We start from the raw sequence: 14,368 nt of genomic DNA on the forward strand, positions 1-14,368 counted from the left end.
ATGACGACTATCGGTATTTTTTCACCCTCCTCTCCAGCGACGGTTTCTGCGTCGAAACGTTTTGAGCGTGCAAAAGCATTTCTAGAAGAGAAGAATTTTCATATTGTAGAAGGTTCCCTTACTGGCAAATCTGATTATTATCGATCAGGCTCACCACAAAAACGAGCAGAGGAATTAAATGAATTACTCCGCAATCCTAGTGTGGATATTATTATGTCTACGATTGGAGGTACCAATTCCAATAGTATGCTGCCTTATATAGATTATGAGGCTTTCCAACGAAACCCTAAAATCATTATAGGTTACTCTGATGCATCAGCCATTCTACTGGCACTTTATGCGAAGACTGGTATTTCAACATTTTATGGTCCAGCGCTCGTGCCATCCTTTGGCGAGTTTGAGCCATTAGTCAACGATACATACAAATTTTTTGAGGAGTATTTCTTGCAGCCTCAAACACTCCCTTATGAAATACAGAAGCCTCCTTATTGGTCAGATGAGCCAGTCAATTGGCTGGAGAAAACAGTAGAGAAAAAGGTAATCAAGAATGAATGGAAAACCGTTCGAGAGGGAGTTATAGAGGGAAGGCTAATGGGGGGGAATGTTAATGCCATGTATGGTTTTATTGGGACACCTTATTTCCCTGCCATTGCTGAAGGTGACATTTTATTAATGGAAGATTGTATGAAAAATGCAGCCATCGTGGAAAAGAATTTTGCGATGCTCAAATTGCACGGAATTTTTGACAAAATAAGTGGAATTATTTTGGGTAAGCATGAATGTTACGATGATCTAGGAACCGGACGCAAGCCATCTGATATTTTATTAGAACAATTGGACGGTATACACATACCTATTTTGGCGGAAGTGGATATTTGTCACACACAGCCTATGCATCCGATAGCAATCGGTAAACGAGTGAGGCTAGATGCTACAGCTAAAAAGATATACTGTATCGAACAATGGTTATAAGTACAAAGCCTTGCTAATGTGGCAAGGCTTTATTTATGATAGGTTCCTTGCATCATCATCAGTTATAGCGTACATTTTGACATTTTTATATTGTCCTTTAATGAACATACTTTTGCGTAACAGCCCTTCAAACTGCATTCCGGACTTCTCCATCACTCTTTGAGAACCAATGTTTTCTTCAAAGCATCTCGCTTGAATACGTACGAGTTTCAATTCTTTAAATCCAAAGTCAATCAGCTTTTTTGTGGCCTCCGTTGTTAATCCTTTATTCCAATAATCTTCTGAAAGAACATAACCGATTTCCCCCAATTTATGTATGTGATCAATCGTTACAAAGTCGATTGTTCCAATTAGAGTCCCAGAATATTCAATACCCCAAAGTAGATGATTGCCTTGTTCGTACCCACTTAATATGAGCATCAAAAAAGTTTTAGTATCCTCTATACTTGTATGGGCATGCCATGTAACATAACGGGCTACGTTTTCTTGAGAAGTATAAACAAACATAGCCTCTATATCCTGCTGGGTAATAGGTCTTAAAAGTAGCCTTTCCGTTTTCAAAATGGGTATAGTATATTGCATATGTTTTCCTCCTTTAACATTAGTGTATACAAAAAAGCTGACCTCAGAATGAACTGCCCCGTAAAAGTTTCAATATTGGGTCTAAAAATAGGTTGATTTTCCACAAATATCAACAATTACTTTTCTGGTCAACTCCTAAGCTTTTGGATTCAGGTATGCAGCTGATAGTAGACATCGTAAATCATACCGAATATGGAAAGAGAGCGTTAACCTATATATTAGTAAGTTCGGTCAAACAATGATAAAGAATCCCACGAAAAAGCAAATTTGTCTGTTTTTCGTGGGATTCTGAGTTGTACGACTTATTTTTTATAAACAGTTTTTTAATGTAAGTACCATTTGGTTTATAAGCATGTCCGAAATTACATGTAGGACTAGTATCTACAGCATACTGAACTTTGTGGTGAGTTGTGAAAAGTTCGAAGTAGACGCTTTCGTTTGATGCGACTGGTGTGTTACTTGTGAAATTAACAGTGTAATCTTGCTCCAACTTAAATCCGATGTTAGCTTCGAGACCAGCTTTAGAGGCACCAAAAGTTCCGTCAAAAGTTGATTTAAAACTTTAAGTTTCTGATATTTTAAAGGTATCCGGACCATCTATCATGAAGGTTTTATATGTAATTTTCGTTATACCAGCCAGACCCTAGTCATTCACATAGCATATGTCGCCCTTCGCATACGGAGTAACTACTTGGTCTGATTTACTAAAATCTGTTTCTGAAGGTATATATCCATATTCAATTCTAACAGGAACTTCTTCTAAACCTTGTTCTACTGCTATTTTTTCCAATTCTGACTTATCTGTAATAGTTACAGATGCACCTTCAGGGGATTGTAATTGCGTTTGCATCTCTAGGCTAGAGGGTCTTTAGAAGTCATAGTATCTTCACTTTCAATCTTCATACCATCTAACTTACAATCGGATGAAGAGGTACTCGCAAAAGATGTTGGGACGATTGAAAAACAAAAAATTGACGTTAAAAATAAGGAGCCATCCTTTTTGTATTTCACTCACATTATAATACATATATTTATACTTTTGTAGTAATATGTGTAAATAATACATTTATTAGGGAGGGTTTGGTGTTGATGAAAAAAATTCTACTCTCTGTCTATTTCGTAATAATTTTCTGCATTGGCATATTGTTCATACCTGTATCATTAAAGTGGGGCCCTCAACTTGAATTTTATGATAAAAGGTATGTTCCTTTATGGCAATTACAATCTAAGGAACTCCAAGTTGATGAGTATTATCTAATTCATGAGCTTGATATTGTGAGAATAGTATATGAAATTGGCATAGTAACTTTATTACTGTTTATAATATATTTAATATCAAAGGAAGTTTTTAAATCTAAGTAGATTGTGTACCAAAATTAAATCGAGTAAAATAAAATGTTTATAAAAACAGCCTGATTTTGAACTGCCCCGTAAAAGTTAGACATCAATCTAACTTTTACGGGGGTTTTTTTGGGGGAAAAGTAAGTGTTGAACAACGTATTCAAGCAGTTAAACGATATTTAAATGGATATGAAACCATGTTTGAAATTGCGGAAGATATCGGTGTGACAGATCAGGTTGTCAGTGAATGGGTTCGCCGTTATCAAAAAAATGGTGTAGAGACTTTCTTAAAGCCCTATATAAAATATAAGTGATCAAGTTATTCTTCATTCAGATCAAGGTTGGCATTATCAAATGAAAAAGTATCAACAAACATTAAAGTAACATGGTATTACGCAGAGTATGTCCCTTAAGGGTAATTATTTGGACAACGTAGTCATCGAAAATTTCTTTGGCTTATTAAAATCTGAACTCCTGTATCTACAAGAATCTGATCCATGGCACATTTTGAACAGGAACTCAAAGATTATATTCACTACTACAATCACAAACGAATGAAAGAAAAATTAAAAGACCTAAGCCCGGTGGAGTACCGAACTCAGGTCTTAGCAGTTGCTTAACTAAATATGTCTAACTTTTTTTGGCAGATCAACAGGCAGATGAGGGAATATTTATCATCCGTGGCACATCCTCTAGGCAAAATTTCTCTTTACGGATAGCGCTTATCGGTTGCAGAGGAGTCCTTTGTTTTCGTTTTATGCTGTTCATCTTTGACTTTTTCATTTAGTTCTTCGACAGGTATAGGATCAACGGTTTTCATATCCTCATGTTTATCAAAAATACTTTCCTTCCCTGTATCCAACACATCGGGATTGTTTGTATAGCGCGTTTTGGATTGTTTTTTATTAGTCATTTATGATCACCTCTTACTATACACTTTCACCATTTTACTAGAGTTTAAACATAATTGTTTTTCATAGTCTACCCATGGATAAAAAACATAATAAAGGCAGTGAAACAGCCATGGCTGTCATCACTACCCTTTTTCTTAGGATACTATAGTGGCCTTCCCTTGAAGAGCACGTTCTTCCATTGTTACATCAAATTCTTTTTCGGATTTTGATACTACAACACATGCTACACCATTACCAATTAAATTGGTAACAGCACGAGCCTCAGACATAAAACGATCGACACCAATTAATAGTGCTATTCCCTCCACTGGTATCATTGGGAAGGCGGCTAAAGTTGCTGCTAATGTAATAAATCCTGACCCTGTTACACCTGCTGCACCTTTAGAAGTAATCATTAAAATTCCGAGTAGTGTAATGATTTGAATCCAAGTTAGGTCCATTCCGTATGCTTGTGCAATAAATAAGGCAGCCATTGATAGATAAATGGAAGTCCCATCTAGATTGAAGGAGTACCCAGTAGGAACGACTAAACCTACAACCTGCTTCGAGCAACCATAATTCTCAAGTTTTCGCATCATAGATGGTAGAGCTGATTCAGAAGAGGAAGTCCCAATTACTAAGAAAATCTCATCTTTAATGTAAGCAATAAATTTAAAGATATTAAATCCAAAGAACTTTGCAATGCCACCTAAAATAAAGACAACAAATAAAAACATTGTAATATATACAGCAGCCATTAATAGACCTAGATTACCTAAAGATTTTAATCCAAAATTCCCAATTGTATAGGCCATTGCACCAAAAGCTCCGATTGGTGATATTTTCATAACCATACTGACAATTTTGAAGAATATTTCTGCTACTTGCTCAAAGAATGTGATGACTGGTTTTGCAGGTGCACCGATTGAGGCAGCTGCTAAGCCAAATAAAATAGCAGAAAATAGAACGGGTAATAGTTGACCAGTCGCCAATGCGCCAACTACATTTTCGGGAATAATACTAGAGATAAATGCACCCAAGCCCTGCTCAGATTCAGCTGCAGCAGTTGTATATTTGGAAATATCAGCATCAGATGCACCTGATGTATCTAAACCTGTACCAGGACTTACAATTAAAGCAACAGCAATGCCGATTGCTAAGGCAATTGTAGAAACGATTTCGAAGTAAAGTAATGCTTTACCTCCGATTTTCCCAACCTTTTTCATGTCTCCCATACTGCCAATTCCAATAACGACTGTAAGGAAGATAATTGGGGCAATTAACATTTTAATTAATTTAATGAATAGGTCTGCTAGGATTTTTAAACTAGCACCGAACTCAGGGAAAATGGCTCCGACAATAATACCAAGGATGATAGCCACTATAACCTGAACAGTCAAATTTTTCAGTAATTTCATTCTATGCTACCTCTTTTCTAAATTTTCTCTTTGATATCGCTTTCACTAGAATCATCATAGCGAATACTTCTAAAAAAAAGAGATTTAGAAAATAAGAAACATAACGTTCATTAAGTACATTTCCTTACATTCCCATATAAATATAGTAATATCAATAACTATCTCTGTTATGGTACGCTATAGTTAATATATTATTGTTATAATACAAAAACATAGATTTATAAAAAAGTTCATTTTATTTAATCAATTTATAATATTGTTCATTAAATTCAGTATTTTCTGCTATTTATATAGGCTAAAGGTGTTGTCAAAAGAATTTTTTGCAGATAATCTTAAAACCATATCGTAAAAATGTATGCCACTACTAATGAGAATGCGAATTGGAAAGGAAGGAACTATTGAATGATGAAAATGCCTGTGAACGGCAAAATACTGTTAGTGACATTTTTAATCATTGCACTCTCTTTTTTACTAGGTGGTATTTTTGTACTCGGTAACTTATTATCTGAACAAGAAAAAGATTACGGTCAGCGGGCAATGCTTGTTGCACGAACTGTATCGAATGTACCAGAGTTAAGTGTACATTTGAACAATAACAATATAAAAGAATCCTCAAAAAATATTAATAAAATTGTAGATGGCATTAGGGTGATTAATAAGGCAGAGTATATTGTTGTGATGAATATGGAACGTATTAAACTATCCCATCCAGTAAGTAAGGAATTAGGAGAGCGCAGTGAGTCTCAGGATTTAAATGCAGCATTTAGTGAGCATTATTACGTATCGAAGGCTCGTGGAGAATCAGGTGTTATGATACGCGCTTTTGTGCCCATTATAAATGACAAAAGGCAACAAGTGGGTATTGTAGTAGTTGGCTATTCATTACCAACTTTGCTAGAAATGCTACAAAGCTATGAGCGAGAAATAATGATAACCATTGTTATCTCGCTGATTTTCAGTATTCTTGGTGCATATACACTAGGACGGCATATAAAAAAACAAATGTTTGGGCTTGAACCACATGAAATTGCAAAGATGTATGTGGAAAGAACAGAAACCTTTAATGCCATGCATGAAGGAATTATAGCCGTTGATAAGGAAATGAATATAACGATTTTTAATGAGAAAGCGGCTGTTTTTCTAGGCGTTACTAGGAAAATAGAGGACTGTATTGGACAAAAAATCTATGATGTTTTGCCCGATACCCGTCTGCCTGAAATTGTTGAAACAGCAACCCCTGTTTATAATCAAGAGCTGTACATTAATCATCATAGTATCTTAAGTAATCGTGTACCCATAATTGTGAATGGCGAGTTAGTAGGTGCAGTTGCTATGTTTAAGGATTTAACAACCGTGAAAAAGCTTGCGGAGGAAGTAACAGGTGTAAAAGCCTTTGTTCAAGCATTACGTGTGCAAACCCATGAGCATAAAAATAAGATTCATACAATTGCTGGACTATTGCAATTGGGACATACAAAGCAAGCACTTGAATATGTTACAGTCACTACTGAAAATGAAGCATCCTTGACGAAATTTTTAAACGAACGCTTTCATAATGAAAATATTTCAGGTTTATTATTAAGTAAAGTAAGCTATGGAAAAGAGCTTGGTATCGAGGTTGAGATTGATCGAAAAAGTCATTTTAAACGCTTTCCTCCTCTATTAGATCACCATGATTTTGTTGTGTTACTCGGCAATTTAATCGAAAATGCTTTTGAGGCATTAAATGTCCTTTCGAAGGAAGATAAGTATGTAGCCATTTCTGTAGATGAGCATGATGGCGTCTTAGCGATAGCAGTTTCCGATAATGGAATTGGCATGTCCAAAGAGGTACAGGATCGTATGTTTGAAAATGGATTTTCGTCAAAGGCCAATGAAAATCGGGGCATTGGCTTGCATTTAGTCTATGAAATTGTAAGAAAAGGCAATGGAGATATTGAAGTAGTGAGTGAATTTATGAAAGGAACAAGTTTCTTAATTTTATTTGAGTTAGGAGAAGTATAGATGGATGTAATAAATGTCTTATTAATTGAAGATGATCCAATGGTACGTGAAGTGAACAGGCAATTTATTGAGCAAATCGAAGGTTTTTCATTAGTCGGCTATGCTAGCAATGGTATTGAGGGAATTCAAAAAATTAAGCAATTAACCCCTGAGCTTGTCTTTATGGACATTTTTATGCCAGAGCAAGATGGCATTATTACGTTAGGGAAAATCAGAGAGGAACATCTTCCTGTCGATGTTATCGCTGTAACTGCCGCGAACGATATGCCCACTGTGCAACGTATTTTACACTTAGGTGTATATGATTATATTATGAAGCCTTTTACATTTGAACGGATTGAGCAAACTTTAAAAAATTATCAAAGCTACAGGAAAAAAATAAGCGGTATGCAGGATTTAACCCAACATGATGTAGATCATCTCATGCAGCAACGTCTTCCAGAGCAAGTCGTCGTTACAACTACAGGAACAGAAGCAATGATTATAGCGGAGCTACCAAAAGGGTTTAATCGAGCTACCTTAGATAAGGTACTTGCCTATATACAATCAAGTGAAGGGGCAGTGTCTGCCGAGGAGGTATCTACTTATATAGGTACAGCACGTGTTACAGCTAGACGCTATCTTGATTTTTTAGAAAAGCAAAATCTATTAAAAGTAGATATCCAATATGGAAGTGTAGGACGTCCTATTCATCGTTATTATATTTAATCATTAGTTATCTAGATTTATAGGTGGAAAAGTAATTCTCTTAACATGTATGTGACTCTGAAAAAATTAGAGCCCATATAGTCATTTTTATTTCTCTACTATATAGAGGGATGAAAATGGCCTTTTTGATGTTGGCAAATTAGGAGCGTAACGTTGTGCATTAGTTTATTTATTAGTATGAATAGTAGTACCTTACTTTGACAATACATATAGCAAAGAAATACGTTACAATATGGAAATGGTCCGTTACCTTAAAAAGTTAAAATGATTTAGATAATAAAAAATTTTTAAGTTAGCTTATGGGAAGTAGGTTAGGCATATGTTTAACGTTCGAAAAGAGGCACTGTTGAAATTTTTGAAAATTTTATTTCCAGTAATACTTTTGTCGATAGCTATTTATGAAATTCAACAAACAGTGAGTGGGATAGATGTTCATTTACTACAAAAAGAAGTGAATGAGCTCCAGCTATGGGAGCTTTTATTGATTTTTCTAATCACCTTTGTCGCGATTACTCCAATGATATTTTACGATGTTATTTTAGTAAATATATTAGGTATCAATATCAATAAACGCAATTTGCTCAATCATTCATTTATTGTAAATACCTTTTCAAATCTTATTGGCTTTGGCGGGTTAGTAGGTATATTCTTACGTGATTACTTTTATTCTAAATATAAAGAAGATAAGGAAGGCATGATAAAAAGTATTGCTTCGGTAACACTGTTTTATTTAACAGGAATTTCTTTGTTAACGTGGGTTATGTATATATTCTTTTGGGATTTTCCGTTGCTCAAAGAAGAACGATGGTTATCGATAGCTGTTATTATTGTCAGCCTATATGTACTAGCTTTTTGGGCGACGTATCTAATTCGCTATAAAAAGGAAAGTTCTTTAAAACCAAAAATATCACTTCAATTGATGATTACTTCAGTAGCAGAGTGGCTAGCTGTATTTTTCGTGATCTGGGCTTTAACACTTATTTTGAAGATTCCAATTGAATTATCAGCTTTAATACCCATATTTTTAATTGCTTCTAGTGCAGGAATAGTCAGTATGATACCTGGCGGTGTTGGCTCCTTTGATCTCGTTTTTTTATGGGGAACACAAAGTATAGGAATTGCTGATGAAAAAGTGCTGTTTCTATTAATTTTGTACCGTGTAGGCTACTTTGTTCTACCATTTTTGGTTTCCGCACTCTTATTTATTAAAGAATATTGGATGCGTTGGAATGAATCTTGGGATGACCTACCTACTATTATTTTTCAGAAACTAAGCCATACGCTATTAACCATATTGGTGTTTATAGCTGGCATTATTTTATTACTATCTGCAGCTTTGCCAGGGGTGCTAAGTCGTCTAAAAATTGCTCAGGAATTTTTATCCTCACCCATTATGAATGTATCCCATCAATTGACCGTGGCAGCGGGCTTTATACTGTTAGGATTATGTAGGGGAATCAAATACAAAGTAAAAAGGGCATACCAGCTAGCTATTGTTGTGCTAAGTAGTTCAGCGCTATTTTCAATTTTTAAAGGTTTTGATTATGAGGAAGCCATTTTTTTAGTCATTGTCGCAGTGTTATTAATGGTGTCCAAAAAGCAGTTTTATCGAGAAAGTTATGTTTTGACGTGGGGGATTATCATAATTGATCTTGCTGTAGTAACAATTATTACAGCTATGTATGTGGTAATTGGCTATGTCAATTTACCCTCTGCTAAAATTCATTTTCCTAGTGCTCTACAAGACTATATGATAACTGATTATCAGGACCTCTTTAATAGTGCGATTATCGGTATTCTGATCGCCATCGTTATTTTTTATATAGGCTATTTTATACGTACACCTAAGAAAATGGTAAAGCTTTTATCTAAAGAGCAGGAGGAAGCTATTAAAGATCATTTGAAGTCCTATGAAGGAACGGAGTATTCACATTTGATTTTTTTGCATGATAAATTTGTACATTGGAATGAAAAAGGAACTGTTTTATTCTCTTATCAAATTTATGCAGATAAGATTATCGTTCTTGGAGATCCAGTTGGTAATGAATCTGATTTTTTATCTGCTATCCAGGAATTTTTGGAACTGGCTGATCGACATGGCTACACTCCTGTCTTTTATGAAATTAACAATAAAATTTTTTCTGCATTACACGAGTATGGATATAGTTTCTTTAAGCTTGGCGAGGAAGCCTTTGTAGATTTAGAGAAATTTACATTCACGGGTAAAGAAATGAAGGGCAGTCGAGCGATAAGGAATAAGTTTGAACGAGAAAATTATAAAGTGGAAATAATGAGTCCTCCTTATTCTAAGGAAGTCATGAAGGAATTGAAAGAGGTCTCAACAAAATGGTTGCAGGGAAGGGCAGAAAAAGGTTTTTCACTTGGTTTTTTTGATGAACACTATTTAAGCACTTCCAATATTGCTGTTTTACGTGGCACGCAAGGAACGTTCGGCTTTGCTAGTATTATGCCTATGTATGATCAAGGAGAAAGAATTTCAGTAGATCTGATGCGTTTTAAGCCAGGATCACCATCTGGAACAATGGATTTCATTTTCCTATCACTATTTGAATGGGCAAAATCAGAAGGCTATCGTGTCTTTAATATGGGGATGTCGCCTTTATCCAATGTCGGACAGTCTAGATATTCCTTTTTAAGTGAAAAAATAGCCGCACAAATCTTTCTACACGGACAGCATTTTTATCATTTTAAAGGGTTAAAAAACTTCAAGTTAAAATATGCAGATATTTGGGTACCCAAATATGTAGCCTATCGTAAAAAATCTTCATTACCATTCACGATGGCACAAATCACGTTATTAATCGGGCAAAAGAGGAAAAAGTAAGTCATGTAAACTTTATAATTTTTTAGCGCGGTATTGAAGCAAGTAAAGCACAAAAGAATTATTCTCTAGAAATGGATAGAGACGAAAAAGCCCTGCATAAAGCAGGGCTTTTTAGCGTCTAAAAAATAAAAGCTAAGTTTTAATTATTTTTTATCAACAGCAATCATCTCTTATACGAAGTCTTCACTTTTTTTCTAGCGTTTCAACATCCATAGGCTCAGCAGTAGGTTTGCCAGCTTTTAATAAGACTTTACTGCCCAAAAGGAAAAATCCTTGGATAAATAAGAGGATTCCTGTACCGATAAGTAGCCACTCGATAGCAATAATATCTGCAATTGGACCGAAAATTAGCATACCTAAAGGCATCATAGAGGTAGATATCATACTAAGAATGCCAAATACTCTTCCCATATAATCACTATCCACTTTTTCTTGTAATAACACCGTTGCGGGTGTGTTAAAGATTGGCATAGCTATTCCAGTAACGGTCATGATCATGAGATACAGCCAAAAAACAGGTATGACTCCTAGAGCCATTGTACAAAGACCAAATAATAAAGCAGATAATGTCATCGTATGCACTTTATTTTTAAAGCCACCCCATGTTGCGATTGCAATACCACCAATTAACATCCCAATGGCAAAGGCCATCTCAATGGCAGTCAAACGCCAGACATCATTACCAAAGCTACGAGTAACCTGTAAAGGTGTTAAAAATGCAGCAGGTGCAGCGAGAAGCATGAAAAAGGCAAAGAACAAGAACAAATGTTTTAAGAAAGCATGCTCTTTAATGTAGATAAAGCCTTGTTTCATATCACTAAAATAGCTTGTTGTTTGTGGCTGATTAGCTTTCGCATGTGCAGGAATGTGAAGAAATATTAAGAAGATAGCGATGGCAATAGCAGCCGTCGTAACATCAATAAAGAAAATAGACTCGATTGAAGCCATCGTTAATAATGCTCCACTTGCCATAGGTGCAAGAATCATGATAAAAGCTTGAATACTACTATTTGCACCATTAACTTTCATTAAATGCTCCTCAGGCACAAACTGCGGTAAAATAGCGCCAACAGCAGGTGTTTGAATACCTGCACCAACTGCGCGTACCGCTGATATGACAAATAGTAGCCAGAGCTCATCATAGCCGATTAAAAATAAAATAGCTAAAATGAGCGTGGATAAGGCGATCATGCCATCTGCCAAGATAATAAGCCATTTTCGGTTATAGCGATCTGCCCAGACACCAGCAATAGGTGCTAAGAAGAAGGTTGGTAAAAAGCCACAAATAATCGAAATGGTCATCATGCTACCTGATTGCGTTGTAAGCGTGATATACCATGTAATGGCATATTGCACAAGAGCAGAGCCAAAAAGCGAGATCGTTTGACTACTTAAAAAAAGTATTGTATTACGTTTCCAATGTTCCAAATTCGTCATCCCTTTCTAACAGTAGTGCCTGTGTGGAAAGTAAAAAGACAACAAAAAAAGAAGGGAGTAGAAGTCCCCTCTTTTCTAGTATTCCTAAAACAGACTAGACCTAATTCCATTTTCCTTGCACAGCAGGCAAAGTGTACACATATTTAATTAGTAATGTGAAATCGTAGTCTAATCGAAGCTGTCATTTGGAATACCCTCCGTTCATTATAAGCTGTGTTGATTGTAGCATACAGTTCATGACTGGGTAAAGAAAGAATCAAACAAAAATTAGGTTGAATTTAAAAATAAGGAAAATGTAACAACAAACTAATAGAATTGGAATAATAATGTATATAGGCCCTCTATGTTTTTTGAGGGGATTAAAATTATACATATTTTAGGATTATCTAGTTCGTTTATTAAACGAGTATCATGGAAAAGAATTATTTTGTTTCATGCTTCCTGTAAATCAGTGGGAGTAATTAAGATTACATGACTACTAGAACTATTTAGTGAAGAAGTTGCTTCGGGGACGTGCATATAGAGAGAACTTATCATATACTAAAATAGAAAAATAGCAAATGGAGGAAATATGAGAAAGAAAAATAGTAAATGGAAACTTATTGCTTTAGTCGCTATGATTTTGGTGTTAGGCCTATCGACAATCCCTGCTAATACAGTGAAGGCAAGCACGACACAGCCGAAAAGAGAAATGCGGGCTGTCTGGATTTCAACGGTTCTCAATCTTGATATGAAAGCAGGTATGAATAAAGAGCAGTACACGGCTTGGGCACGCCAAACATTGGATCAATTAAAAGCCAATAAATTCAATACTGTTATTTATCAAGTAAGACCAACAAATGATGCCATGTATGCGTCTGAGCTATCCCCATGGTCGTCCTACATAACAGGGAAAAAGCAAGGTACAAATCCCGGTTACGATCCTCTTGAGATAATAATAGAGGAATCACATAAACGAGGGATGGAATTGCATGCTTGGATGAATCCTTATCGTGTAACAATGACTGGGCAAAAGCTAACTGATCTTGCTGCCGATAACGTAGCTATAACACATCCAAACTGGGTTGTTAAATATGGCAAACAATATTATTTAAATCCTGGCTTACCGGAGGTCCAAGACTATTTAGTTCAAATAGTAAGTGAGCTAGTAGCCAATTATGATGTTGATGCCGTTCATATGGATGATTATTTTTATCCATATAAAATTGCTAATGAAGTTTTCCCGGATCAAGCAGCTTACAAAAAATATGGTGCTTCCTTTAAAAAAGTAGAGGATTGGCGAAGAGATAATGTGAACAAGCTTGTAGAAAATCTTTATACAGCCATTAAAGAAACAAAGCCATATGTACAATTTGGTATTTCACCATTTGGAGTATGGCGTAATAAATCATTGGATAACACAGGGAGTGACACACGTGCTGGTGTCAATAATTACGATGATTTATATGCAGACGTCAGAACATGGATTCAAAATGGCACGATTGATTACATTACCCCACAAATTTATTGGTCCAGAACATTATCTGTTGCGAAATATGGGACATTGCTAAATTGGTGGAGCCACGAAGTACAAACATATGCAAAAACGCACCCTGTTCATCTATACATTGGACTGGCTGATTACAAAGTTGGCAATGACAGTGATGCTGCATGGAAAAATAAAATGGAATTGCCAAGTCAGATACTAGAAAACCGTTCAGAAAAGGTAGCAGCCGATGGGCAAATGCACTTCTCGTTAAGAAGTTTTCAAAATAATAAATTAGGCTATGCATCAATTGTTAGTCAACAACTATATAATTATACGGCATTGACACCAGAAACAACTTGGAATGGTGACACAGTACCGAATAAGCCGACTTATGTAGAAGTGACAAAGGAAGCGGCAGGTCGTAAGATTGAAATTATTGACGATAATGAAACTCAGCCACGTAAGTATGTTATTTATCGTTTTAAAGGGAACAAAGAAGGTTCTTACCATGACCCTCAACATATAGTTGATGTTGTTTATAATAAGGATGGCATCACTCAATTTGTGGACAAGTCAGCTCTTGCTAAGCAAAACTATACATACGGCATTACGGCTGTATCTGCTACAGGTGTGGAAAGCAAGGAAGCTTTTGTAGTGAAAGAAGATCAATAAATAACAAAACAGCTACTCAAGCGATTGA

At 35.7% G+C, this 14,368-nt stretch carries 11 protein-coding genes and 1 pseudogene; 7 read left to right on the forward strand and 5 right to left on the reverse strand.

The window, feature by feature from the left end; translation table 11 throughout:
* Positions 1 to 972 (forward strand): S66 family peptidase, encoded by a 972-nt coding sequence (locus tag B3D94_RS00455; protein WP_036147297.1) that lies wholly within the window; start codon positions 1 to 3, stop codon positions 970 to 972.
* Positions 973 to 1,005: 33 nt separating this feature from the next.
* Here B3D94_RS00455 and B3D94_RS00460 read toward each other — a convergent pair whose 3' ends face one another.
* Both B3D94_RS00460 and B3D94_RS00465 read right to left on the reverse strand, forming a co-directional pair.
* Positions 1,006 to 1,554 (reverse strand): GNAT family N-acetyltransferase, encoded by a 549-nt coding sequence (locus B3D94_RS00460; RefSeq protein ID WP_291753402.1) that lies wholly within the window; start codon positions 1,552 to 1,554, stop codon positions 1,006 to 1,008.
* Positions 1,555 to 2,197: 643 nt separating this feature from the next.
* Complete coding sequence (locus B3D94_RS00465; RefSeq protein WP_291753405.1) at positions 2,198 to 2,404, reverse strand: hypothetical protein; 207 nt, start codon at positions 2,402 to 2,404, stop codon at positions 2,198 to 2,200.
* Between the two features lie 568 nt (positions 2,405 to 2,972).
* On the opposite strand from B3D94_RS00465, the gene B3D94_RS00470 reads away from it, so the two are divergent.
* Together B3D94_RS00470 and B3D94_RS00475 are read left to right on the forward strand one after the other, a co-directional pair.
* Positions 2,973 to 3,209 (forward strand): helix-turn-helix domain-containing protein, encoded by a 237-nt coding sequence (locus tag B3D94_RS00470; RefSeq protein ID WP_291753407.1) that lies wholly within the window; start codon positions 2,973 to 2,975, stop codon positions 3,207 to 3,209.
* A pseudogene (locus B3D94_RS00475) lies at positions 3,208 to 3,515 on the forward strand (transposase); the annotation flags it as partial. The gene B3D94_RS00470 and the pseudogene B3D94_RS00475, both read left to right, overlap by 2 nt.
* Positions 3,516 to 3,604: 89 nt before the next feature.
* Here B3D94_RS00475 and B3D94_RS00480 read toward each other — a convergent pair.
* Both B3D94_RS00480 and B3D94_RS00485 read right to left on the reverse strand, forming a co-directional pair.
* Positions 3,605 to 3,808 (reverse strand): hypothetical protein, encoded by a 204-nt coding sequence (locus B3D94_RS00480; protein WP_012293071.1) that lies wholly within the window; start codon positions 3,806 to 3,808, stop codon positions 3,605 to 3,607.
* A 135-nt stretch (positions 3,809 to 3,943) separates the two neighbouring features.
* Positions 3,944 to 5,206: a dicarboxylate/amino acid:cation symporter gene (locus B3D94_RS00485; protein ID WP_036123616.1), complete on the reverse strand. Its 1,263-nt coding sequence runs from the start codon at positions 5,204 to 5,206 to the stop codon at positions 3,944 to 3,946.
* A gap of 402 nt (positions 5,207 to 5,608) precedes the next feature.
* Between B3D94_RS00485 and B3D94_RS00490 the strand changes: the two genes are divergently transcribed.
* From B3D94_RS00490 to mprF, 3 genes are all read left to right on the forward strand, one after another.
* Positions 5,609 to 7,210 carry an ATP-binding protein gene (locus B3D94_RS00490; protein ID WP_291753414.1) on the forward strand — a complete coding sequence of 534 codons (1,602 nt, stop codon included), beginning with the start codon at positions 5,609 to 5,611 and terminating at the stop codon, positions 7,208 to 7,210.
* Positions 7,211 to 7,918 (forward strand): response regulator, encoded by a 708-nt coding sequence (locus B3D94_RS00495; RefSeq protein ID WP_069480220.1) that lies wholly within the window; start codon positions 7,211 to 7,213, stop codon positions 7,916 to 7,918.
* A gap of 319 nt (positions 7,919 to 8,237) precedes the next feature.
* Entirely contained in the window at positions 8,238 to 10,763 is a 2,526-nt protein-coding gene (gene mprF / locus B3D94_RS00500) for a bifunctional lysylphosphatidylglycerol flippase/synthetase MprF (protein ID WP_069480221.1), read from the forward strand.
* Between the two features lie 183 nt (positions 10,764 to 10,946).
* Here mprF and B3D94_RS00505 read toward each other — a convergent pair whose 3' ends face one another.
* Positions 10,947 to 12,200 (reverse strand): MFS transporter, encoded by a 1,254-nt coding sequence (locus B3D94_RS00505; RefSeq protein WP_069480222.1) that lies wholly within the window; start codon positions 12,198 to 12,200, stop codon positions 10,947 to 10,949.
* A gap of 571 nt (positions 12,201 to 12,771) precedes the next feature.
* On the opposite strand from B3D94_RS00505, the gene B3D94_RS00510 reads away from it, so the two are divergent.
* Positions 12,772 to 14,340, forward strand: a complete 1,569-nt coding sequence (locus B3D94_RS00510) for a glycoside hydrolase family 10 protein (protein ID WP_069480223.1) — start codon at positions 12,772 to 12,774, stop codon at positions 14,338 to 14,340.
* Positions 14,341 to 14,368 lie beyond the last annotated feature (28 nt).

Source organism: Lysinibacillus sp. UBA5990 (genome assembly GCF_002429815.1).
Classification (GTDB): domain Bacteria; phylum Bacillota; class Bacilli; order Bacillales_A; family Planococcaceae; genus Lysinibacillus; species Lysinibacillus fusiformis.

What these genes read in the sequence shown, in the direction of transcription:
- mprF (WP_069480221.1), top strand. Translation starts at nt 8,238, where the DNA reads ATGTTTAACGTTCGAAAAGAGGCACTGTTGAAATTTTTGAAAATTTTA.
- B3D94_RS00495 (WP_069480220.1), top strand. Translation starts at nt 7,211, where the DNA reads ATGGATGTAATAAATGTCTTATTAATTGAAGATGATCCAATGGTACGT.
- B3D94_RS00455 (WP_036147297.1), top strand. Translation starts at nt 1, where the DNA reads ATGACGACTATCGGTATTTTTTCACCCTCCTCTCCAGCGACGGTTTCT.
- B3D94_RS00460 (WP_291753402.1), bottom strand. Translation starts at nt 1,554, where the DNA reads ATGCAATATACTATACCCATTTTGAAAACGGAAAGGCTACTTTTAAGA.
- B3D94_RS00490 (WP_291753414.1), top strand. Translation starts at nt 5,609, where the DNA reads ATGATGAAAATGCCTGTGAACGGCAAAATACTGTTAGTGACATTTTTA.
- B3D94_RS00480 (WP_012293071.1), bottom strand. Translation starts at nt 3,808, where the DNA reads ATGACTAATAAAAAACAATCCAAAACGCGCTATACAAACAATCCCGAT.
- B3D94_RS00485 (WP_036123616.1), bottom strand. Translation starts at nt 5,206, where the DNA reads ATGAAATTACTGAAAAATTTGACTGTTCAGGTTATAGTGGCTATCATC.
- B3D94_RS00510 (WP_069480223.1), top strand. Translation starts at nt 12,772, where the DNA reads ATGAGAAAGAAAAATAGTAAATGGAAACTTATTGCTTTAGTCGCTATG.
- B3D94_RS00465 (WP_291753405.1), bottom strand. Translation starts at nt 2,404, where the DNA reads ATGCAAACGCAATTACAATCCCCTGAAGGTGCATCTGTAACTATTACA.
- B3D94_RS00505 (WP_069480222.1), bottom strand. Translation starts at nt 12,200, where the DNA reads ATGACGAATTTGGAACATTGGAAACGTAATACAATACTTTTTTTAAGT.